This window comes from Flavobacterium geliluteum (genome assembly GCF_017948595.1).
GTDB lineage: Bacteria > Bacteroidota > Bacteroidia > Flavobacteriales > Flavobacteriaceae > Flavobacterium > Flavobacterium flavipigmentatum.
Map to the genome: position 1 here is coordinate 24,988 of NZ_JAGFBV010000025.1, position 21,896 is coordinate 46,883.

The window sequence follows — 21,896 nt, forward strand, 5'->3', positions numbered from 1 at the left end:
TCCGAGATTTCAAACGTTTGAAATGGAATACTGGTTGTGTTTTTTTGTTCAAAGTTTCGAGCTTAAGGTTATTTTAGGTTGCGTAAAACACAACATCTTGTCTTTTCATGAAAATGTGAATACTATAGTTCTGTATGACCTGTTTTTTCTTGTGCGTGGCACGACCAGATTAATAGTAGGTTTAAAAAGTTTCAAGTTTCAGGTTTCAAGTTGCACTGTAACCTGAAATAAAAAAATAAACCCGACAAGTGAAAGACCTGTCGGGTTTGAATATTATTTAATAAAAACTAGTTTTTAGCTTTCCATATAAGCTTCAATAGGAGCACAGCTGCAGATTAAATTTCTGTCTCCAAAAGCATCATCTGCTCTGCGGACAGTAGGCCAGAATTTGTTTTCGGCAATATAATCTAATGGAAAAGCGGCTTGTTCTCTTGTGTAAGGAAAATTCCAAGTCTCGGCAGTTAGCATAGCTAAAGTGTGAGGAGAATTTTTTAATACATTATTAGAATCTTCGATCGTAGCAGCTTCAATTTCTTTTCTGATGGAAATCATAGCATCGCAAAAACGATCCAGTTCTTCTACGTTTTCGCTTTCTGTTGGTTCGATCATCAAAGTTCCTGCCACAGGGAAAGAAACTGTTGGTGCATGGAAACCGTAATCCATCAAACGTTTTGCGATGTCCGTAACTTCGATTCCTTTTTGTTTAAAAGGACGGCATTCTAGAATCATTTCGTGAGCCGCACGACCCATTTCTCCAGAATATAAAGTCTCGTAATGACCGCTTAATTTTTCTTTGATATAGTTTGCGTTTAAAATAGCATGCTCTGTCGCGCTTTTTAAACCATCAGCGCCTAACATCGAAATGTATCCGTAAGAAATTAAGCAAACTAACGCTGAACCCCAAGGAGCAGCAGAAATAGCCGTAATAGCGGTTTCTCCGCCTGTTGCAATTACAGGATTTCCCGGTAAGAAAGGAACCAATTGTGGCGCCACGCAAATTGGGCCCACACCCGGACCTCCACCACCGTGAGGAATTGCGAATGTTTTGTGTAAGTTTAAGTGACAAACGTCTGCGCCAATGGTAGCAGGATTTGTTAGTCCAACTTGTGCGTTCATATTGGCACCATCCATATAAACTTGTCCGCCGTTATCGTGAATAATTTTTGTAATTTCTTTAATAGCACTTTCAAAAACACCATGTGTAGACGGGTAAGTAACCATTAGACATGATAAATTGTCTTTATGAAGAAGTGCTTTTTCGCGCAAATCGTCGATATCGATGTTTCCGTTTTCTAATGTTTTGGTAACTACTACTTGCATTCCGGCCATTGCGGCAGAAGCAGGATTCGTTCCGTGAGCTGATGAAGGAATCAAAGCAATATTTCTGTGATCGTCTCCACGAGATTGGTGGTAGGCACGAATGACCATAAGTCCGGCATATTCTCCTTGCGCACCTGAGTTAGGTTGCAAAGTAGTTCCTGCAAAACCAGTAATTACATTTAATTGTTCTTCTAATTTTTTCAACATTTCTTGGTAACCTTGTGCTTGATCCAATGGTGCAAAAGGGTGAATGTTGTTCCATTGTGGATTGCTTAACGGCAGCATTTCTGCAGCAGCATTCAATTTCATGGTACAAGATCCTAACGAAATCATCGAATGATTTAATGCTAAATCTTTGCGTTCTAACATTTTGATGTAGCGCATCAAAGCAGTCTCTGAATGGTATTTGTTGAAAACATCATACTGTAAGAAAGCAGAAGTTCTTTGCAAGTTTTCAGGGAAATGATTGGTTGCTGTCAATTCAGAAATGGTGGTTGCCTGAGTCCCTTTAGCGGAAGCGAAAATACTAACGATTTGATTTAAATCGGCGATACTAGTAGTTTCGTTTAGCGAAATAGAAATGGTGTTTTCGTCAACATAATAAAAGTTTACTTCGTTGGCTTCTGCAATTGCTTTTACTTTTTGCGCGTCTGCTTTAACCAAAATAGTATCAAAAAAAGCAGAGTTGATTTGTTCTATACCTAATTTTTTTAATTCGTTTGCCAAAGTAGCAGCTGAGGCATGTACTTTATCAGCAATGTATTTTAAACCTTTTGGTCCGTGATAAACGGCATACATTCCCGCCATTACAGACAATAAAACCTGTGCAGTACAGATATTTGAAGTTGCTTTATCACGTTTGATATGTTGTTCTCGTGTTTGCAAAGCCATACGTAAAGCGCGGTTTCCGTTGGTGTCAACCGTTACCCCAATGATACGTCCCGGCATGCTGCGTTTGTATTCGTCTTTTGTGGCAAAATAAGCGGCGTGAGGTCCACCGTAACCTAATGGAATCCCGAAACGTTGTGTTGTTCCAACCACCACTGCAGCACCCATTTCTCCCGGAGGAGTTAATTTTGTTAAACTCAAAATATCAGCAGCAACGGCTACTTTGATTTCGCTTGCAGCGGCTTTTTCGATAAAAGCTGCGTAATCATAAACTTGTCCGTATTTACCAGGATATTGTAAAATAGCTCCGAAAAATTCAGTTGAGAAATCAAAAGTTTCGTGGTTTCCAATTACTAATTCAACACCAATTGGAGTTGCACGTGTTTGTAAAACAGAAAGTGTTTGTGGTAGAATTTCTTCAGAAACAAAAAATTTATTGACATTATTTTTCTTTTGATCGCGAGAACGAACGTCTAATAACAAAGCCATTGCTTCGGCAGCAGCCGTTCCTTCATCTAATAAAGAAGCATTTGCGATTTCCATTCCAGTCAATTCAATAACGGTAGTTTGGAAATTTAGAATAGCTTCTAAACGACCTTGTGCGATTTCAGCTTGATAAGGCGTGTAAGCCGTGTACCATCCTGGGTTTTCAAAAACGTTACGTTGAATCACAGCAGGAACAATCGCCTGATTGTAACCTAAACCAATGTAGGTTTTAAATATTTTATTTTTGTTTCCTAATTGCTGAATATGGTTGGCAAATTCATATTCTGTCATTGCCGGAGCTAAGTCTAAAGGTGCTTTTAAACGAATGTCATCCGGAAGGGTTTCATAAACAAGTTGTTCGATCGATTCAACTCCAATGGTTTGTAACATGTGTTGAAGATCTGTCTCTCTTGGGCCAATGTGTCTTAAAGCAAAAGCATCTGTTTTCATTTGTAGCTATCTAATTTTAAAGGTCAATGCAATTCGCAAAGCATATTTTCGAGGTCTGATCGAACTTTTTACGATACTGATTACATTTTTTAGTAAAAGTGTTGTTTTTTTGTGGCGCAAAATTAAGTATTATTAATAATTTAACGCTGATTTTTAGAGGCAATTTTTATGAAATTTACAACTAAAGACTTGATTTGTTAATAATTGATTAGATTTAATGAATGAAATTATTAAAACAAATATTCGATTTTTATCTCAATAGCAGTATTCACGTGGCTTTGTCCTGTTTTGCGTTGGTTCAGATTACGTTTTATTTTTTTTATCTTCAATATGATGCCGCCATCACTTTTTTCGTTTTTTTTGGAACAATTGTAGGATATAATTTTGTAAAATATGATGCATTGGTTCGGGTTAAAAAGAAACCCATCGGAAACCCATTAAAAATTATCGCATTTCTTAGTTGTATTTCACTGGTTTTAGTGGGATATTATTTTTTTCAGTTGAAGAGAATCACTCAAATTATTTCTATTGTCATTTTTGCCATCACGGCTTTGTATACACTTCCGTTTTTTCCAAATAAAAAGAATGCCCGAAATTGGGCTGGCGTAAAAATTTATATTGTGGCAATTTGCTGGGTTGGCGCTACTTTGGTTCTGCCTTATATTGATGCTGAAATTCCATTTACAACTCATTTTTTTGTAAAATGTTTCCAGCGTTTTTTATTGGTTTTTGTATTGATTTTAGTTTTTGAAATTATTGATTTGGCAAATGATGATCCGCATTTAAAGACCGTGCCACAAACAATTGGCGTTAAGCGAACAAAAATTTTAGGATTTTTATTATTGATTCCTTTTTGGGTTTTAGGAGTTTTGACATTTACTTTTCATGACCTCTTAATCAATCTTATTATGGTCATCGTGCTGATGCTTTTTATACTTTTTGCAAATCCCGGCCGCTCTCATTATTACACTTCTTTTTGGGTCGAAAGCGTTCCGATTTTTTGGTGGCTGATGATCGTTTTTTTCTAAATTTTTGTTTTTTTCTAAAAACAAAGCGACACGATTTTTTTTAATCAATGCTCTTTTGTGGGCTTTATAACAAAGAATCTTTTTCTTATGACATCTTTTCTCTTTTCTATAGATGTCTGATATAGATTTGATTGCAGAAATAAAAAAGAATCGTAAATCTAGGTTTCAAGATTTCCCCCTTTTATATTATTGATCCAAAGGTTTGGTAGTTGGGACCATAAAAGTAACTCAGGAAAATTATGATTCAAAACAGCGCTATTACTGTTGAGCTTTATCTGCTTTGCTTTAACGAAGAAAAAATGATCAGGCATACTTTAAATTATTATTCTAAAATCTGCAGTAAAATAATTATTATCGACAATCAGAGCACAGATGATTCTATGCGGCTGGCAAGGAGTTATAAAAACTTAGAATTCAGATATCTAGACTCTAGGAATGAATTCGTTGAAGATGAATTGACCGCATCAAAAAATAACTGTTGGAAGGGAAGTAGTGCAGATTATGTGATAGTTTGTGATATGGATGAATTTTTATACGATGAAAATTTACTGGAAAAGTTAGCATTAGCGAAACACCAAAATATAATTATACCCAGCATAATTGGGTACAATATGATGAGTGATAAGTTTCCGACAAATTATAAAAAATTGATAACAGAACAGGTTAAACATGGCGTGCGATCTGAGAGATTTGATAAACACATCATTTTTGATCCCAAAAAAATCAAAGAGATGAACTACAGACCCGGCGCACATTTGTGCAATCCTGTTTTTTATGAAAATAGAGATGTAGATTCAAAAATTGAATTTAAACTCTTGCATTACAAATATCTAGGTAAGGATTATTTATATAAAAAGCACAAAGGATATGTTAAGCGAATGAGCGAGATAAGTCGAGAAAAGAAGCATGGTTATGAGTACTTAGAAGGAGAAGATCATGTCAATAATATGTTTGAATCAGCAAAATTATTAGAAAGAATAGTCAACTAAATTTTCATCCAACCCAAAAAAAAGCTTTATAAAATGGACTTCACAATAGAATTCACCTCTGGAGGAAATCACGGTCATCAACTGAAAGACGCTTTGGGAGGTCTTACCATTGGTCGCTTATTTAATATGAATTACGTGCATACTCCCTACGAGTATTTGGATTATTTTGGACTTGGATTTAAATATCCAGTCGTAGCAAAAGCAGATCGTAAATTGAAATATAAAAATATTGTAAGAGTTGAAGGACCACTTTGGTGTGGAATTGATGAGTACGAGGAATTATTAGAATATTTTGAAAAGGTTTTACCCAAAAACAGTAATGACACTTTGGTAATCTTAGAAAATGCTTTGCGAATTCATCCATTTCAAACCATACCTTGGTATCTCGAAGGAAGAACAAAACGGAATATTTTTACTGAAATTCAACATGAAGTATCTGATAATTTTAATGAACTCCATTCTTTAAAAATAAATAAATTCAGATCACCGATAGAAGTTGCGGTTCATATTAACAGAGGAACAGATTATGATCGCGACAAATTTCCAGAACATTTTACAAGCCCTTTTGCAGTACGATATATGTTTGATATGGATTATTACGAAAATATTATTTTGCATATAGAAAAAGCGTTCGAAGTAGGCAAAGTTCATTTTACGATTTATACAGAAAAGCAAAATGCAGAGGCTATTCTGCAAAGATTTGATAACAGAAAGCACACTAAAGTAGTACTTGGCTCAGATCGTGAGGAAAAAAATTATGATCAGATACATTCTATTTTTAGATCTTTTGTTGAAGCTGACATTCTAGTTTGCTCCAATAGTAGTTTTTCTGTAATGTGCGCTTATTTCCGCAAAGGCAGAAAAACGGTGTATCATCCTCACCTTCAATTACGGTATTTACCGGAACCTAATTACATAAAAACAGCCGATGATGGTAGTCTTAATATCGAGTTACTTCTACAAGAAATAAAGTTTGATTCCTTTTCTTTTTACTCGGGCAATACGATTGTTCAGTAACAGACAGATTACTCGTATAGCGAGGTTTTCGGTTTAAGCCAAACAATTCCAATAAGTTTTTTACTCTAGTCCATAATTTTACTAAAAAGAATACAACTATATTTTTTCTTTTGTTTTGATAATAAGCGTTTTATAAAAAAAAATAAAATAATGGCCTCGTTTTACTTTTTACGGCTCTCCTACTTAAAAATCCCCGTCTCATAGCATTTTTTTATTTCCGACTTTTTTTCTGAGGTAATTTTAGTACAGAAAATAATAGCTGTCAAAATTTATTTTAAGGATTTTTTTTCGATGCATTTCTTCTAAAGCAAAGTATAAGATTCATGAAGATTTGTTTATTGAAAAATGTTGATTCGGAACGAAAAAAATATAAAGTAGAATTCACTTAAAAAACGAACTGTTTCGCACAGTAAAAGGCGAAGGTGTCATCTGAAAAACCTTATGAGTAAGACAAATAATTAAATCATTAAAATATGAATTCATTTATTGGAAAATGGGTAGATCAAAAAAATGTGTTAATCACAGTTACAGGATCTAAAACTAATAGTGTTAGTGTAACGTATGGCAACGGACGTGGCCCTTTTCAAGGTACTCTAAACGTTTCTAATCCATCAGTAATTACCGTAAACTTTACAGATGATGGCGGAAATAAAACAGGTACGCTGTCAAGGAACAACTCTGAGATAGATTGGGATAATGGGACAACTTGGAAGCAATTGATTTATTTAAGAAAAAATGCATGGGATGACAACAATGGGGGGCAATTTATAGATAAATCAGGCAATTATACCGATCTTTATTGGTATGCAAAAGCGGTTAAAGTAATGCAATCCCGCCCAATAAGTGACCCTACTAGCTGGTGGTTTTATGCTGCTATTCATGGTCAATTGTTATTGCCAAAATCTTTGTATCCAAAGCCATACCAATATTTAAACTGGGTCAATGTTAACTACATAGGAGCAGCTGCAAATTTAAGTACACTTCCATCCAAGACATTAACAACTATTTTTTGGGATCAGTGTCAACACGGTACTTGGTTTTTTCCTCCTTGGCACAGAGGGTATTTGGTAGCACTGGAAAATATTCTTCGTACCATTATATCTGAATTAAATGGTCCTTCGGACTGGGCATTGCCTTATTGGAATTATCTAAGCCAATCGACTATATATACGGAGTCTAATATCCCTCCAGCATTTACACTTAGTGTTTTGCCAGATAATACACCAAATCCTTTGTACGTACCTGAGCGTTATGGCTCAAATGTACAAGTAGGTAACGACGAGAATTCAGCAAATGATCAATGCCAATGGGACACCATTTACAGTGAAGGATCTGCTCCTGCAAAACTTGGACCAGGCGATTTAAATGGTTATTTTTATGGTGGAGGAGAAACCGGATTTTCACATGGTGGTTCAGAAACGGGAGATCTTGAGCAGAATCCTCATAATTTTGTACATGGTATGATAGGTGGGCAAAATGCTGCCGGACAGATAGGTTTGATGGGTGTGCCAGCGACAGCAGGACTAGATCCTGTATTTTTCTTGCATCATTCTAATATTGACCGTATGTGGGATGCTTGGAATGTAACAGGAAAAAACAGTAATCCAACGCAAACAGATTGGCTGGTTGGACCAACTGCCAATGGCAATTCACAATTTGCTATGCCATTGGATGCAAACGGTACTGCTTGGTATTATACACCTGCAGATGTTCAAACTACAAATAATTTGAAGTATAACGTATCGTATTATTCCTACACCTATAGCGATCTTTCTTTAACTTCTTATGACACCATTCAACCGAGTTCTTTAAAAGAGAATTTATCTGTTAGATTAAATAAACTTGGGGCAACAAATTTAGAAACAGGAATTAAGATGGCTAATAAACAAAATAAGGAATTGGTAGGAGCAAGTAGTGGTTTCATTACTTTAAAGGATAAAGAAACCAAAGCTACTGTTCAATTGGATAAAACGGCATGGAAATCAGTAAAGAATAGTCTTTTAAAAGCGTCTGTTTCTAATGTCCCAGATGAGGTGTATCTTCAGTTAGAAGGTGTAAAAGGTGGCGTTGACTCTAATTTTCTTTCGGTGTATGTAAATGAAACATTTATCAAGTCTGTTTCCCTTTTTGGTCTCCTTGCTGCATCCCTAAAAAATACTGCTCATGGCGGTGCAGGACTTACTTTTAAATTTAATATCACAAGTGTTATTGACGAATTACACCTGCAGAATGACATTGATATTAATTCACTAAATGTTCAAATAAAGAGTAAAGATGCTCCTCTCGATGGTAGTGAAATTACAGTAGAACGAATAGGAATTTACCGTTCAGGGCAATAAGTCAAAAAAAACATGAAACTTTCACAGAATAAGCGTATTGCAATTAATTTAGTAATTATAAGCATTTTTGTCTGGACGTTACTTTTCGTAAATCCTGGCCACATTATGGCAATGAAATACTGTCATGTCTTTGTTTCATGTCCCTCTGCGACATCATTTCAGATGTTGCTTGAGATGAAGCTTTTTTCAGCGCAATTAATTGGTTGGGGGCTTATGGTGGTTGCAATGATGCTTCCTAAATTAATTCTGCCCATTCAGTTTATTTACCAACAGAGTTTCAAACGCTATCGTTTCTTGTGTTCTTTATTATTTGTGTTTGGTTATCTACTAGTTTGGATGATTGTTGGTGTTTTTATGATAGAAATAATAATGGGCGTTAATCTTTTACTCCCCGGGTCCTATATTCCTGCACTTGGATTGTTTCTTATTGCGGTAGTATGGGAGATTTCACCAATGAAACAGCGGTTTTTAAATCTCGGTCATGATCATCAGGTTTTATCAGCATTTGGATGGAAGGCTTTTAGAGATTCATTATTTTTTGGGCTTACCCACGGTGTTTGGTGCGTTGGTTCCGGATGGGCATTGATGCTTTTGCCTATGCTTTTGCCCAAAGGACACAATGTAGCAATGCTAATTGTCACTTTTATTATGATTAGTGAGCACCTCGAATATCCAAGATTCCCTCAGTGGCTCTTTATTACTCGTTTTAAATTATTGAAAATCATTGTAGTGCAAACAAAAATCAGACTGATGATGTTTTGATAGTGTAGGATTTAAACCTATGAATCTGCATTGCAAATTAATTTCAATTAGAATTTCCTTCAAGAACTACTCCTGTATAGCTATTAAAATACAGAAGGAGTTCATGGGGGATTATTCTTATTGGCATGTAGTGAATTTTGTTTTCTGCTTCAATAATAGTCTTTTACTTCTTGTTTTATTTAATAATTCAGATGTGTTTAAATTTTTTTAACACTGATAATGAGTGTTTTATGTAAAATAATGTCCTCGTTTTACTTTTTACGGCTCTCATACTTAAAAATCCCCGTCTCATACCATTTTTTTATTTCGGACTTTATTTCTGATGTAATTTTAGTACAGAAAATAAAAGCCGGCAAAATTTATTTTCAGGATTTGTTTCCGATTTATTTCTTATAAAATAAAGATATGATTGATAAAAATTTGTTTGTTGAGAAATGTTTATTCGGAACAAAAAAATTATAAAGTGGAGCAGAACCCACTAAAAAAACGAACTGTTTCGCACAGTAAAAAGCGAAGGCGGATCTGAAAAGCCTACGAGTAAGAATAAAAATTAAATATCATGCAAGCAATACCTGTAAAAGTAAAAAATGTAAAAGTATATCCTTATATCGACTGGAAGGGTGGCGGTGTGGGGCCGGTTATTCTTCCAGTCATTGAAGGAGCAAGCGGAACATACGCAGTTGGTACCCTTATCATGTCTGTGTTCTATAATCTTGATCTAAATTCAATAGGTCAAGGCACTAAATTGGGCATGCATCAAAGATATATAGCAACGGGAGAGACAGAAGACGGAACTCCTTTTACGACTCCTTGGATGTATTGTACCAACACGAGTGATCAACCACAGTTTGGTAGAACCATTAGAATGAATAAACAAGACGCTGAGAGTGTTAACATGGGCAATAGCGTGGTGCCAGCTTATATTACGCTAGGTGCATTGACAGATATTACGGTGAGTCAGTCGTTTCCTCCTCCTGCAATTGGAGAAATAATGCTTATCGAAAACGGATCGGGTAACGTGATCGCCACCAGAACGGGAACACCTCATGAAATGGGAGTTGAAGTAAAAGGAGGCAAACGATACGGCACATTAAGAGCAGGAATGAAAAATATTATGATTACCGGAAAAACCACAGAAGGCAAAATGGTCACGATGGGTAATTTAACCTGTGTGAGTCCGGATGAACCAGCACTTTTTCTACATGAATTTGGGTTCTAAAAAATCAAAATATTTTGCTTTAAAAAGTTATTTATCAAAAAAATAATAAGAAGTTTTATTAACAATTAAAACATAAAAATCATGGGAGTAATTATGCCTTACGGAGCAGCAATTAGAGAAGCTATCGTTTCAAACGATTTGGCAAAAATGGAAGCCATCGCAGAACAAACAAAACAAATAGTAAAGGGACAAGGAGACATGCATTTGGCTTTGTTAGAATTGTTGGAAGCAATTGATTCTTTAAAAAATAAAAAATAAAAGACGCTATCAAAAAGCGTAAAAAGTAGAAATAATTATAAAAATTAAAAAGTATGGGATTTATACCAATGTACGGAGTTGCCATCAGAGACGCTATTGCTTCAAATGATTTGGCAAACATGGAAGCTGTTGCAGAACAAGCAAAACAGGCAGTAAAAGAACAAGGAGATCTAAGTGCTGCTTTGTTAGAATTGTTGGATGCGATAGATACTTTGAAGAAGAAATAATAAAAAACTTTTTCAGATTGATAGATAAACTGACTTGTACAGAAAAAACAAGGGTGTAGCCGAAAAACCTAAAGAGTAGGAATAACTAAAATACAACTATTATGGGAGTAGTAATGCTTTACGCAGCAGGAATTAGAGAAGCCATTGCTTCTAATGATTTAGAAAAAATGATTGCAGTAGCCGAACAAGCGAAACAAACTGTAAGAGAACAAAAAGACCTAACCGCAGCATTGTTGGAATTGCTAGATGCAATTGATGCGCTGAAAAAGTAATCTAAATTAGAAAACGGTTTATCAAGCTTTACTTTTTAAACCGTTTTTTAGTATTGAAAAGAACTGTAAATACCCAAAAGATGGATAAGACTTCAACACGATATAGAGTAAGAGACGATTATAAAACGGCTACACCCGTACATGTGGTGTGGGAAATAACGCTGGCCTGTAATTTAAAATGTTCGCATTGTGGTTCCAGAGCCGGAAAAGTCAGACCTGGCGAATTGACCACCGAACAGTGCTTTGGCGTTATTGATAGTCTAAAACGTCTCGGCACAAGAGAAATTACCATTATTGGAGGAGAAGCTTTTTTAAGGAAAGACTGGTTAGAAATTATAGAAAGAATCCATCAAAGCGGGATCGAATGTTCTATGCAGTCAGGAGCTTATAATCTAACAGAAGAACGAATTATTGATGCCAAAAAAGCAGGAATAAGAAATATTGGTGTTTCTATAGACGGAATGCCTGAAACGCACAATAAAATCAGAGGAAGAAAAGATTCTTTTGAACATGTAATTAATTGTTTGCAATTATTAAAAAAGCACAATATACCATCGAGTGTCAATACGGTTGTTACAAAAAGCAGTAAAAACGAATTGAATGATCTTTTGGATGTTCTTATCGAAAATGATGTAAAAAATTGGCAAATACAACTGGCAGTCGCTATGGGAAATGCCGTAGATAATTCGGAAGAACTGATACTGCAGCCTTACGAATTAAACGATTTTTATGATAATCTTATTCTAATTTACCGAAAAGCCTTAGCCAATAAGGTATTAATTCAGGCAGGAAATAATATAGGTTATTTTGGGCCTTACGAACATATTTGGAGACAAGGCAACGAAAAATATTATACAGGATGTTCTGCTGGACATACTGGAATTGGTATTGAAGCAGATGGCAAAATCAAAGGTTGCCCGTCTTTACCAACGACTGAATATACTGGAGGAAACGTAAAAGACATGGAACTGGAAGACATTTGGAAATATAGTGAAGAAATGGTTTTTTCCCGCTATAGAAATAAAGAAGAATTGTGGGGAGGCTGCAAAGGCTGCTATTACGAGTCTTCTTGTCTGGCAGGCTGCACATGGACCAGTCATGTGTTATTTGGCAAGAGAGGTAATAATCCTTTTTGTCACTATCGTGCTTTAGAGCTAAAAAAGAAAGGTCTCAAAGAACGCATCAGAAAAATACAGGAAGCGCCCGGATTATCATTTGATATTGGTCTTTTTGAAATTATTGTAGAAAATGAAAAAGGTGAAATCGTAGAAATACAATCCCCTAATGATGTTGCTCCAGTAGTCGTTTCAGCTATTTCAGACAGATCACCGAGGATTCCAAAAGCACTAAAAATGTGCAACGGCTGCGATAATTATGTTTACGAAGAAGAAACTACCTGTACTTTCTGCAACGCCGACATTCAAAAAGTAAATAATGAATATGCCGAAAAGATGAAAAAAGCAATTCTTTCTTTAGAAAAATTAGAACTATTAATGATGAAATAAATGGATGCTTTTACAAAAATTCAAACGGCAATTGATCATTATTCTGAAGGTATAGAAAATGAATTAAGCCTTTCTGAAATTACCATTCAACACGGGCTTAATTCTTTTAGATATGGGTCTTCAAGTTTTTTATTTGAGCTTTTTGACCCTCTTGAAATCACAAAAGAAACGGTGTTTTATGATCTGGGTTCGGGTTACGGAAATATCATTTTATATGGCGCTCTAAAATATCCCGAAGCACACTTTAAAGGAATAGAAATTTTGCAAGAGCGAAATGACGTTTGCGCTACTTTAATCGAAAAAGAGCAAATAAAAAATGCTTCTGCCATTTGCGGGGATATTTTAAAGACCGATGTTTCTGATGGAAATGTCTTTTATCTCTACAATCCTCTTTTTGATTTTCAATACGACGAATTGCTAAATAAATTATATCAGATTTCATTAACCAAATCGATTATTGTAATTGCCGAATCCCGTTGTATTTTCTTTGATCAGGCGAGTTGGTTAGAGCAATATCATGAAAAAGATATTGATGTGGTGAGAAAAATAAAATACTATCGCGCTAAAGCTAACCATCAAGTTTTAAATCACAATTAATACGTTAACAAACCATTTAAAATCAAATAATCATGACCAATTTAAGTTCAATTATTCTTCCCGTTCTTGAAGGAATGGAGGAATCACATTTAAAAAATCAATTATTAAAATTCTTGCCGAATCAACAAGAAGCATTTTCAAAAATCGAAAAAAGTTTTAATCAATTGACATCGAAAGTACAAGAGAAAGAGCGCTTACAACGTTTTTTTCATAGTTGGAGCCAAACCAATAATAGCGCCATGACGGTGGCAGGAATTAGCAATCGCATGACGATGCTAGTTCATAAAAAACAACCTGTCGCAGACGAAAAAGCGCTTTTGCAGTCGATCACGAGTCTCAACAGAATTGTAGATGAAGATTTGGCAGTGGTGGGTAGAATTTTACATTCTCAGATGTTTTATACTATGGCCACGGCTATTTGTACCGATGATGATTGGCTTTCACGCAAGTATTTAAACCAAAGTGCTTGTGACTTTAAAGCCTGGAAAGATCAAAATTCGTTACGAAATAAAGACATAATGATTGCTTTACTGACAACCTTGATACATGAAATTTACACGCATGGCGAAGTAGAATTGATACTTCCAAAATTCAAATCTTGGTTGCTAAATGATTATAATTTTTCCGAAGAGGAATGCGATAAAACATTGGCATGGATAAGCGTTCACTGTGGGCCAACTGAAAAAAATCATTTCTTTTTTGCCGTAAGTGCTGTTTTTCATTATGCAAAAGCAATGAATATCGATGTTGAAGCGTATGATCTGGAGCCTATTATTAAAGATTATTTAGAAAAAAAATCTGCTGTAATGGAAGATATCATGGAGCTAGAAGAACTTAGTTTTTAATTTATTATTCTACTAATGACGATCACAAAGAAAGAAGCGAAATCTCAACTCATGATGCCTAAAATTAGGTTACAGCAAAACCAAGCTGACAAACAGAAAAAATGGGACGAGTTGTTTTCTGAGTATTTTCAAAAAGACAGCGGATTAATTAGAAGTTCTTTTGCTAATTCTTCGGTACTGTTATCTTCGGGCTACCGTCAGAAAATGAATCGCTTGTGTTCTATTTTAAATAAAGCCTGCAACGCAATTGTTCTCAATTATTTTGAAGATGATAGAATTCGAAACTATTATCAATTGAATGAAGATTTAGAAGCTTTATTGAAGAAAACCAATAACAAATTATACAATCAGGGTTTTTATCGCCCTGATTTTTTATATGACACCCATGATCAGGCAAAAATTTGTGAGATAGGCGCACGATATCCCTTAAACGGCTGGATGATTAGTTATTATTTGAAATTAATAAACGATCAGATAAATTTAGATCAAGATGTAGTAACTACTTCAAATAAAGATTTAAAAAATATTGTTGATGATCTATACCATCAATTCGCTTCTCATAAAAAAGTAGCGCTTGTTCATGATGATGAAAAAGGTACCGAAATTTTTTATCTTCAAAAAGAATTGGCAAAAATAGAAATTGACATAATTTCTGTCAAACCTCAGGATCTAATCATTTCTAATGATTCAATTATTGTAAATGGAGCGCCTGTTTCGCAATTTATTTTAGAAATGGATCGTGAAGAATTAAAAAAAATAAATCCAGATGTACTCGATAAATTGATTGAAGGAAACTCTTATTTTAATGATATCCGTACTTTAATTTTAATTCACGACAAAAGGGTTTTGGCTGTAATGTATGATGCTCAAATCATGACCGATTACCTGAGCGAGGAAGAATATGGTTTTTTACAAAATTACCTAATTCCCACTTTTGTTATTCAAGATACTGCGGGCTGTGATGCTTTTATAAAGAGTAAAGAGAATTTTATTTTGAAATTAAACAGTGGCGGCAGAGGTATTGGAGCGTATGTCAAAAAGGATTGTACGGCAGAGGAGTGGGAAGTCATTATTCGGGAAAACTGGAGCAAATACGTCATTCAGCATTTTGTCGACCAAAAAGAATTTACTGATCTCGAAAATCATCGCCAGATTCATCTGGTAGGGATGTTGTTGTGCAAAGAGGATAAAATGTATGGAGCCGGATTGTTTCGTGGTTCAGATGAATCAGTGGTGAATGTGCACCAGGGAAGGGCTTTAATTTACCCATTATTAGAGTAGAAAAAATATGAAACATACGGTTGTTATACCTCTTTACAACAAAGAAAACTATATTTATGATGCCATTCGGTCACTGGCTTTTCAGGAAAAAAAACCATCTCAAATTATTATTGTAGATGATGCCAGTACCGATAAAAGTTTGGTTTGTCTCAAAGATTCATTATTGTTTTTTGCGCCGCAATTTTTGCAAACCGAGATTCAAATTATCGAATTGAAAGAAAACATAGGTCCGGGTAACGCAAGAAATTTAGGGATCGAACAAGCCACGGGAGAGCTAATTAGTTTTTTGGATGCCGATGATTGTTACACACCTTCCAGTTTAAGAGAGGTAGGTTCGATCATGGAGCAAAAAAATATAGATGTTTTGGTAGTTGGAATTTTATTGCTTCCATCGAATTATTATTTGCCAAATATTAAATCTTTTGCAACAGAACTGATTTTACTTTCCGATCAATTGTATTTGATACCCAATGTGCTGCACACCATCAGCGCACCAGATTTTATTATGGGTCTCGGGAGTAATGTGGTAATACGTAAAAAATGTCTAAACGACATTCGCTACGAGAAGAATGTTTCCTTAAATGAGGGGATTGATTTTTGGTACCGTGTGCTCAAAAGCATCAAAAAAGAAGCTCTGGTAGGACTGCTCAATAAAGCCTGTATCGAAGTGCGTGAAATCGAAGGGAGTTTGTCTCGAATTAGTTATACAAACTGGGCAGCATTAGAAATTCCGGTTACTATAAAGCGATATCAAAAAAGTGCTAATCGATATGATCAACAGTTAATGGGGATGTTGTCTCAGCGATGGTTAGAACACGCCATGGAGCGATTACCTTCGTGGCAACAAAAAGTATTGTTTGTTTTAAATCATGCGTCAACTTTACTTAAAAACTATTATTATTTTAAAAAGAGAAATAAATAAAATGATAAACATGAATTCAGTTGATACTTCTTCAAAAACCCATAATCTCCTTTTGCAGGATTATTTCGAATTGGCAAAAAAGAGTTCTTTGTACAGTCAATTTTATAAAGGAAATGATCTTGCTGCTGAGGCTCCGATACTCAGTAAAAAAGAACTAATACCAATTTTGAAGACCAATTTTAAGCTGCACGAAGAAAAGACAGGTGTCTATTTGGTGCGGTCTGGTGGAAGCACGCAAAATCCTTTGATTTTTCCGGTCGATATACAAGAAAATCAAAATCAACGTCTTGCAATGGCGGCAGAACTTACAAAAAACAACTTTTTTACCCCTAAAACCATTGCCCTAAATATTTTTGGCTACTCAGACATGTACCGTACAGCCGCTATTATGGATGATATTTTAGAAAAATGTCAAGCCACGACGTTAGCATTGAGCGCACATGCAAGTTACAATGATATGGAACAAACGGCTACTTATTTTAAGCCAGATTTTATACTCGGTACTCCTTCAAAATTATTATGTTTTGCGCAGTTTCTTGAGGAGAAGAATACAAAACTGCAAATTGAAAACTTATTTTATGGTGGCGAATTTTTGCGGCCCAACGTACAAAATCTTTTGCAAAAAGCCTTAGGCTGTAAACAAATTTACTCAATGTATGGTTCTGCCGAAACCGGAATTTGGGCGTGGTCAGATGCTACCAAAAACCCATCATTATTTAGTATTATTAAAGGGATTATTGTCGAAATTATCGATCCTGATAAAGAAGGTTATGGTACAATTGCCGTCACGAATACCTTTCGCAAAAGATTTCCTGTTTTTCGATATGCCATTGGCGATGTAGGACGATGGGTAAATCAAGATGGCGAATCTTTTTTGGAATTAAAATCCAGAGAAACAAAATCTTTTATTGTTTGTGAACAACATTATGATGTAGATGAATTTACTTCTCTCACCAGTGGAGCAACTGCTTTTCAGATTCAATTGTCTACAGATAAAAATTTTAAGGAAGTTGTTCGGATGTTAATTGTACAAAATGTTCCCGAATATCAAAGGTTGGATTTTGTTCAGGAAAAATGTACCCAATTAAAAAAACTATTAAATTATAATCAACGTTTCATGGAAGTTGATGTTTTGCTAGTTACAGCAGCTGATTTGTATACAAATCCTACTACTACCAAAACGCCAATGTTATGGGACAGAAGGTGAAAAAGTTCCCGAAAGGTCTATTGTAACATAGAATATCTGTTTCGTGAATCAAATACGTTGCTTTGTGACAAATTTTATTTTTGACTATTGTATTCTTGCTATTTTTAAGCAAACAAATTGTTAATAACAGGCAAAAATATTCTGAAACCTTTTAAGAATGTATTCGTACTTTATCAAAATAATCAATGATGGACTGTATTTTTTTGGGGAAAAATTTATAAATTTTCTATCGATTATAAAGGATGATTTTAAAATAGGTCTACTGGTTTTCTGCTATTTTTTTGAGCATTTTATTTCTTTCTAAAAGAAAACCAATCAGATGTTTTTTTAAAAATAAAGTATCGAATAGTTTGCCAATACTGCCAAACGGAGTTTCATATTGTAATAAGTCATTCATAATAGTTACTCCGTTTTCTTCTTTAAAAAAATGTTCGTGTTTGAAGGATTTGAATTTTCCCTCCACCATTTCATCCACAAAATAATCATAATAGTTCATGGCGCTAATAATGCTTTTATGGGTGAGATAAAACCCAAAATGTTTCCCTCTCCAAGTTACCGTTTCGTTTAAATTGATTAATCCTGTTGTAACTCCCGCAATCGCTACTTCGTTTGATTTGCTGGCAGATTGCTGATGCACATCGATGTTTCTTGAAACATCAAAAACAATTTGTTTGGATGCTTTTATTTTGGTGATGAGGTTTATGGTTGTCATTTGTTTAGTATATTTTTAAAAGCAGCATCTGCATTTTCGTACTTAAATTTAAATCCGTTTTCTAAAAGTCTTTTCGGAATCACATTTCTACTTTTCAAAACTAATTCGGTTTCTGTTCGAATGATAAAAGAGCCCATTTTAAGCAAAAAAGTACTAATCGGAATTCCGAAAGGAGCACCAACCGCTGTTCGAAGCTGCTTCATAAACTCAGAATTTCGAATCGGTTGAGGTGATACAATATTGATAACGCCAGTCAGTTCTTTTTCGATTATCAAATCAATTGCATTGGCAAAATCGTCTTGGTGAATCCAGCTGATAAATTGATTTCCTTTTCCTTGTTTTCCTCCAAAACCTAATTTTGCCAAAGTTTTCAGCGGGACAAAAGCGCCACCCTTTTTTCCTAAAACAATCGAAGTTCGCAAAGCCGTTTTTAAGGTATTTGGAGTTTCGGTTTTAAAAAATGCTTTTTCCCAAGAAAGCGCAACATTCATAGAAAAATCATTTCCTGTTTCGCCATCAACTTCATCCATTTGTTTGTCTAATGAAAAACGATATATAGTTGAGGTAGAGGAATTCAGCCAATGTTTAGGTGGGTTTTGGCACTTTAAAACCGCTTGGTTTAGAATTTTGGTACTTTCTATTCGAGATAGTAAAATTTCTTTTTTATTTTCTTTGGTGTAGCGGCAATCAACAGATTTTCCCGCCAGATTGATTAAAACAGCTGCGTTTTCCAATTCGTTTTCCCAGCCAGAAAAGGTTCTACCATCCCAGTTTACGTATCGTATTCCGTCGATTGTTTTTGAATTTCCTCTTGTGAGAATTACTATTTCTTCAAATTTATTTTTGAAATGATCTACCAAAACTTGTCCTAAAAAACCAGTTCCAGCGGCTATGATGAGTTTTTTCATTTTATAAATTTAAAATTAATAGTAGCGCAATTATTCTGTAAATGACCCAAGTGTAAGATAAGTAAAAAGGAAGATTTAAAATTTTAATTCTTCTAAAATGCTCCATAAACATGATCAAAACGGTACTTGCAAACCAACCTAAAATTAGATTTTTAGGTAAAATTATAACTTCATTGAGCAATACAATTGGCAGTAAAATAAGGGAACCCATTAAAGAAACGGTCATCAAATTTCCAGCATAATTGATCATCGTTTTTTTGTCTAATTTGAGAAGAAATATACTTTGAAAAACAATTTGTCCTAACGCTAAAATGAGTTCTCTTAAAACACTTGATTTTGGCAAATTCGGAATCAAATTAGAAAAGGCAAATAGTGCAAAAGTCGTGATCATTAATGCAAATGCAATAAAAATAAATCTGTATTTGTAATTAAAATCCGGGACACATTGCAATTTGTTTGCTTCTTTTATTTGGCTAGGGATAATTACTTTTCGATTGTAAGAAACGAAAGAATACAGTTTTTTCAGAAAATATTTCACGGGTTTTACGCTCCCGATTTTTTCTATCCTTGGAAATGAAAATCCTATTACTTTAAGCAAACTGTCAATTCCGTAGGTCACTGTTTTGGTTTTGTTGTCTACCAAAGCAATTTCATTTGCTGCACGTTTTATGTCTACAAAATTTTGTTCGTCTTCAGATAATTGGCAATAGGGTTTTCTTCCGTTTTCATCTAGCATACCCGTTTTTACAAAGCCCTTTGTATACACCTGACACAGCGGACAGTCTTCGTCATAAAGTAAGGTTTGGTTTTGTAGCGTTTTCATAACGTTTGGTTTTTTTATTTTCAACTTTTGTTTTTGATCCCTTTGCCAATAAAACAGATAGCGGTTTCGTATTTTGTAAAATTTCGAAATCACTGCCATAATTTCTTTTAAAATCTACCTTGAGCATGAAGTTTTTAACCTCTAGTTGTTTCCATCTTGGATGTTTTACTTCGTACTCAAAGGTTGTATTGTCATTGTATTTGGTGTAGCCAAAGTAATGCTCTGTTATAAATTCGGCTTCAGAATTTACCTCAATTTCTTGCGACTCCTTGAATGTTTCAAGTTGAATGGTATTCCATTTTCCATCTACTTTCCATTGATAATTAAAAAGAGTTGTGTTCTCCTTTTCAATAATTTTATGTCTCATTTTACAAGTTTCGTAATGTTCTTTATACAAACTATTGGCTATAAAAGTGATGGCCTTTTTGGGTACAATTTCTTTTATAAAAACAACGCCTCTTTTCCATTCTCCATTCTCGAAATGTTTTACATAAAATCTAAGATTGACCTCTTCAAAATTGATGTGAAAAGGAAATTTAATACCTAAAATTTTCGTTTCTTCAAACATAAAACCAACTACGCTCACGTAACATTTGCCATTCCAAAAGTCAATTTCTGTTCCAGCGGGAAGGTATTTTTTTAGTAATTGAGGATCAATTTCATAATTTATTAAGGCTAAGTTTCTCCATTGTGCGTTTAAGAAAGTCATGATTATTGTTTTTTATAGATTATTGATGATAAATAAATTGCAAGTATTAATAGAATTGAGAATGTTGTAATTTCTTTTTTTGATTGTAAATAATGAATGTTAAGAAAAATATTAATGAAATTGGTATTAAGAAAAGCCAATTTAAAAGCTCACCATCCCAAATTAAAAAGAAGCAAATGACCATTCCAAAATAAACATAAATCCATTTATTTTTAGGGAACAGTATTAAAAAGAGCACAGCCGCTAAAATCTGTAATGTACCTGTAATGGCTATTCCGTATGCTCCTGCTAATAGAAATAGCAATGCTACTATGTTTACGATCTCCATTATTTTAAATGTCATTTTCATAATCACTAAGTGTTTTAAACTTTCAGAAAAAAATGAAAGTTTTAATTAAATTTTTTTAGTTCGAAATTTATTTCATGATTTTTAAAACCAAACGTCCCAGCCAATTTTCGTTAAACTCCGTCATTTTGTCTAACATATTGTCTGCTTTCAAAACAAAATCATACAATTTAGAGGTTTGATCAACAAAGTGTTTCTCTTCAGCAGAATCTTTAGATTCGATAGAGGAAACTTCTTTTAAGATTTTGAGCGCAGGTTTGATTTCTCTTTTGCTTCTTTCTCGGGCAATTTTTACGGCTAATTCGTCTAAGTCTTTTTCGGCCGTAAAAAACTCTCTTCTTTCACCTGCTTTGTATTCTTTGTAAACAATTCCCCAGTCCATTAAGGCTCTTAGGTTCATGCTGGCGTTCCCGCGCGAAATTTGCAATTCCTCCATGATGTCTTCCATCGAAACGGCTTGGTTCGAAATCATCAATAAAGCATGAATTTGCGCCATGGTTTTATTAATGCCCCACTGAGAACCTAATGCTCCCCAGGTTTGTACAAACTTGTTTTTTGCTTCTTTGAATTCCATACAGCAAATGTAAGTAAAAGTTTTTAAACTTTCAAAAATAAATGAAACTTTAGTAAAAAACATTTTAATTGGGTTCTAAGACACGGTCGTAAAATCGTTTTACATCATCTTTCGTCTCGCTTGCAACCAAAAAATCCTGTCTTGTGCCATTTTTTTATTCGAGTATAACGCTAAAAGATACTTTTGGTGTACAAAATGTAAAAACATTTCGA

General features: G+C 34.5%; 22 protein-coding genes. 15 read left to right on the forward strand and 7 right to left on the reverse strand.

Annotation, left to right across the window (positions count from 1 at the left end; genetic code table 11):
• Positions 1 to 294: 294 nt before the first annotated feature.
• On the reverse strand, positions 295 to 3,144 hold the full coding sequence (gene gcvP, locus J3495_RS14620) for an aminomethyl-transferring glycine dehydrogenase (RefSeq protein ID WP_210667278.1): 2,850 nt from the start codon (positions 3,142 to 3,144) through the stop codon (positions 295 to 297).
• Between the two features lie 221 nt (positions 3,145 to 3,365).
• Here gcvP and J3495_RS14625 point away from each other — a divergent pair, with 221 nt between their 5' ends.
• From J3495_RS14625 to J3495_RS14695, 15 genes are all read left to right on the forward strand, one after another.
• On the forward strand, positions 3,366 to 4,172 hold the full coding sequence (locus J3495_RS14625; RefSeq protein WP_210667279.1) for a UbiA prenyltransferase family protein: 807 nt from the start codon (positions 3,366 to 3,368) through the stop codon (positions 4,170 to 4,172).
• 239 nt (positions 4,173 to 4,411) lie between these two features.
• On the forward strand, positions 4,412 to 5,161 hold the full coding sequence (locus tag J3495_RS14630; RefSeq protein WP_210667280.1) for a glycosyltransferase: 750 nt from the start codon (positions 4,412 to 4,414) through the stop codon (positions 5,159 to 5,161).
• A gap of 33 nt (positions 5,162 to 5,194) precedes the next feature.
• The gene (locus J3495_RS14635) at positions 5,195 to 6,178 is read left to right on the forward strand and encodes a hypothetical protein (protein WP_210667281.1); all 984 of its coding nucleotides are present in this window, start codon (positions 5,195 to 5,197) and stop codon (positions 6,176 to 6,178) included.
• Positions 6,179 to 6,651: 473 nt separating this feature from the next.
• Complete coding sequence (locus J3495_RS14640; protein WP_210667282.1) at positions 6,652 to 8,517, forward strand: tyrosinase family protein; 1,866 nt, start codon at positions 6,652 to 6,654, stop codon at positions 8,515 to 8,517.
• 12 nt (positions 8,518 to 8,529) lie between these two features.
• A complete protein-coding gene (locus J3495_RS14645) occupies positions 8,530 to 9,279 on the forward strand; it encodes a copper chaperone (RefSeq protein ID WP_210667283.1) in 750 nt (249 codons plus the stop codon).
• Between the two features lie 559 nt (positions 9,280 to 9,838).
• A complete protein-coding gene (locus J3495_RS14650; protein WP_210667284.1) occupies positions 9,839 to 10,498 on the forward strand; it encodes a hypothetical protein in 660 nt (219 codons plus the stop codon).
• An 81-nt stretch (positions 10,499 to 10,579) separates the two neighbouring features.
• Positions 10,580 to 10,756, forward strand: coding sequence for a DUF1843 domain-containing protein (locus J3495_RS14655; protein WP_210667285.1), 177 nt, complete (start codon positions 10,580 to 10,582; stop codon positions 10,754 to 10,756).
• A 53-nt stretch (positions 10,757 to 10,809) separates the two neighbouring features.
• Complete coding sequence (locus J3495_RS14660) at positions 10,810 to 10,983, forward strand: DUF1843 domain-containing protein (protein WP_210667286.1); 174 nt, start codon at positions 10,810 to 10,812, stop codon at positions 10,981 to 10,983.
• A 101-nt stretch (positions 10,984 to 11,084) separates the two neighbouring features.
• On the forward strand, positions 11,085 to 11,255 hold the full coding sequence (locus J3495_RS14665; protein WP_210667287.1) for a DUF1843 domain-containing protein: 171 nt from the start codon (positions 11,085 to 11,087) through the stop codon (positions 11,253 to 11,255).
• 80 nt (positions 11,256 to 11,335) lie between these two features.
• Positions 11,336 to 12,760, forward strand: coding sequence for a radical SAM/SPASM domain-containing protein (locus tag J3495_RS14670; RefSeq protein ID WP_210667288.1), 1,425 nt, complete (start codon positions 11,336 to 11,338; stop codon positions 12,758 to 12,760).
• Positions 12,761 to 13,357 carry a class I SAM-dependent methyltransferase gene (locus J3495_RS14675; protein WP_210667289.1) on the forward strand — a complete coding sequence of 199 codons (597 nt, stop codon included), beginning with the start codon at positions 12,761 to 12,763 and terminating at the stop codon, positions 13,355 to 13,357.
• Between the two features lie 32 nt (positions 13,358 to 13,389).
• Positions 13,390 to 14,202: a hypothetical protein gene (locus J3495_RS14680; protein ID WP_210667290.1), complete on the forward strand. Its 813-nt coding sequence runs from the start codon at positions 13,390 to 13,392 to the stop codon at positions 14,200 to 14,202.
• A 15-nt stretch (positions 14,203 to 14,217) separates the two neighbouring features.
• Positions 14,218 to 15,483, forward strand: coding sequence for a hypothetical protein (locus J3495_RS14685; protein WP_210667291.1), 1,266 nt, complete (start codon positions 14,218 to 14,220; stop codon positions 15,481 to 15,483).
• 7 nt (positions 15,484 to 15,490) lie between these two features.
• A complete protein-coding gene (locus J3495_RS14690; protein WP_210667292.1) occupies positions 15,491 to 16,405 on the forward strand; it encodes a glycosyltransferase family 2 protein in 915 nt (304 codons plus the stop codon).
• Between the two features lie 10 nt (positions 16,406 to 16,415).
• Positions 16,416 to 17,612: a phenylacetate--CoA ligase family protein gene (locus tag J3495_RS14695; RefSeq protein ID WP_210667293.1), complete on the forward strand. Its 1,197-nt coding sequence runs from the start codon at positions 16,416 to 16,418 to the stop codon at positions 17,610 to 17,612.
• A 259-nt stretch (positions 17,613 to 17,871) separates the two neighbouring features.
• Here J3495_RS14695 and J3495_RS14700 read toward each other — a convergent pair whose 3' ends face one another.
• The 6 genes from J3495_RS14700 to J3495_RS14725 all read right to left on the reverse strand — a co-directional run bounded on the left by J3495_RS14700 (position 17,872) and on the right by J3495_RS14725 (position 21,684).
• The gene (locus tag J3495_RS14700; protein ID WP_210667294.1) at positions 17,872 to 18,324 is read right to left on the reverse strand and encodes an SRPBCC family protein; all 453 of its coding nucleotides are present in this window, start codon (positions 18,322 to 18,324) and stop codon (positions 17,872 to 17,874) included.
• Positions 18,321 to 19,232, reverse strand: a complete 912-nt coding sequence (locus tag J3495_RS14705) for a TIGR01777 family oxidoreductase (RefSeq protein ID WP_210667295.1) — start codon at positions 19,230 to 19,232, stop codon at positions 18,321 to 18,323. The genes J3495_RS14700 and J3495_RS14705 overlap by 4 nt, the downstream gene beginning before the upstream one ends.
• Position 19,233: 1 nt before the next feature.
• Positions 19,234 to 20,055: a hypothetical protein gene (locus tag J3495_RS14710; RefSeq protein ID WP_210667296.1), complete on the reverse strand. Its 822-nt coding sequence runs from the start codon at positions 20,053 to 20,055 to the stop codon at positions 19,234 to 19,236.
• Positions 20,021 to 20,764: a YqjF family protein gene (locus J3495_RS14715; protein ID WP_210667297.1), complete on the reverse strand. Its 744-nt coding sequence runs from the start codon at positions 20,762 to 20,764 to the stop codon at positions 20,021 to 20,023. The genes J3495_RS14710 and J3495_RS14715 overlap by 35 nt, the downstream gene beginning before the upstream one ends.
• A gap of 46 nt (positions 20,765 to 20,810) precedes the next feature.
• A complete protein-coding gene (locus J3495_RS14720; protein WP_210667298.1) occupies positions 20,811 to 21,113 on the reverse strand; it encodes a hypothetical protein in 303 nt (100 codons plus the stop codon).
• Positions 21,114 to 21,180: 67 nt separating this feature from the next.
• Positions 21,181 to 21,684 carry a GbsR/MarR family transcriptional regulator gene (locus tag J3495_RS14725; RefSeq protein WP_210667299.1) on the reverse strand — a complete coding sequence of 168 codons (504 nt, stop codon included), beginning with the start codon at positions 21,682 to 21,684 and terminating at the stop codon, positions 21,181 to 21,183.
• Between the last annotated feature and the right edge of the window lie 212 nt (positions 21,685 to 21,896).

Coding starts and splice junctions, on each gene's coding strand:
- gcvP (WP_210667278.1), bottom strand. CDS start 3,144: ATGAAAACAGATGCTTTTGCTTTAAGACACATTGGCCCAAGAGAGACA.
- J3495_RS14625 (WP_210667279.1), top strand. CDS start 3,366: ATGAAATTATTAAAACAAATATTCGATTTTTATCTCAATAGCAGTATT.
- J3495_RS14630 (WP_210667280.1), top strand. CDS start 4,412: ATGATTCAAAACAGCGCTATTACTGTTGAGCTTTATCTGCTTTGCTTT.
- J3495_RS14635 (WP_210667281.1), top strand. CDS start 5,195: ATGGACTTCACAATAGAATTCACCTCTGGAGGAAATCACGGTCATCAA.
- J3495_RS14640 (WP_210667282.1), top strand. CDS start 6,652: ATGAATTCATTTATTGGAAAATGGGTAGATCAAAAAAATGTGTTAATC.
- J3495_RS14645 (WP_210667283.1), top strand. CDS start 8,530: ATGAAACTTTCACAGAATAAGCGTATTGCAATTAATTTAGTAATTATA.
- J3495_RS14650 (WP_210667284.1), top strand. CDS start 9,839: ATGCAAGCAATACCTGTAAAAGTAAAAAATGTAAAAGTATATCCTTAT.
- J3495_RS14655 (WP_210667285.1), top strand. CDS start 10,580: ATGGGAGTAATTATGCCTTACGGAGCAGCAATTAGAGAAGCTATCGTT.
- J3495_RS14660 (WP_210667286.1), top strand. CDS start 10,810: ATGGGATTTATACCAATGTACGGAGTTGCCATCAGAGACGCTATTGCT.
- J3495_RS14665 (WP_210667287.1), top strand. CDS start 11,085: ATGGGAGTAGTAATGCTTTACGCAGCAGGAATTAGAGAAGCCATTGCT.
- J3495_RS14670 (WP_210667288.1), top strand. CDS start 11,336: ATGGATAAGACTTCAACACGATATAGAGTAAGAGACGATTATAAAACG.
- J3495_RS14675 (WP_210667289.1), top strand. CDS start 12,761: ATGGATGCTTTTACAAAAATTCAAACGGCAATTGATCATTATTCTGAA.
- J3495_RS14680 (WP_210667290.1), top strand. CDS start 13,390: ATGACCAATTTAAGTTCAATTATTCTTCCCGTTCTTGAAGGAATGGAG.
- J3495_RS14685 (WP_210667291.1), top strand. CDS start 14,218: ATGACGATCACAAAGAAAGAAGCGAAATCTCAACTCATGATGCCTAAA.
- J3495_RS14690 (WP_210667292.1), top strand. CDS start 15,491: ATGAAACATACGGTTGTTATACCTCTTTACAACAAAGAAAACTATATT.
- J3495_RS14695 (WP_210667293.1), top strand. CDS start 16,416: ATGAATTCAGTTGATACTTCTTCAAAAACCCATAATCTCCTTTTGCAG.
- J3495_RS14700 (WP_210667294.1), bottom strand. CDS start 18,324: ATGACAACCATAAACCTCATCACCAAAATAAAAGCATCCAAACAAATT.
- J3495_RS14705 (WP_210667295.1), bottom strand. CDS start 19,232: ATGAAAAAACTCATCATAGCCGCTGGAACTGGTTTTTTAGGACAAGTT.
- J3495_RS14710 (WP_210667296.1), bottom strand. CDS start 20,055: ATGAAAACGCTACAAAACCAAACCTTACTTTATGACGAAGACTGTCCG.
- J3495_RS14715 (WP_210667297.1), bottom strand. CDS start 20,764: ATGACTTTCTTAAACGCACAATGGAGAAACTTAGCCTTAATAAATTAT.
- J3495_RS14720 (WP_210667298.1), bottom strand. CDS start 21,113: ATGAAAATGACATTTAAAATAATGGAGATCGTAAACATAGTAGCATTG.
- J3495_RS14725 (WP_210667299.1), bottom strand. CDS start 21,684: ATGGAATTCAAAGAAGCAAAAAACAAGTTTGTACAAACCTGGGGAGCA.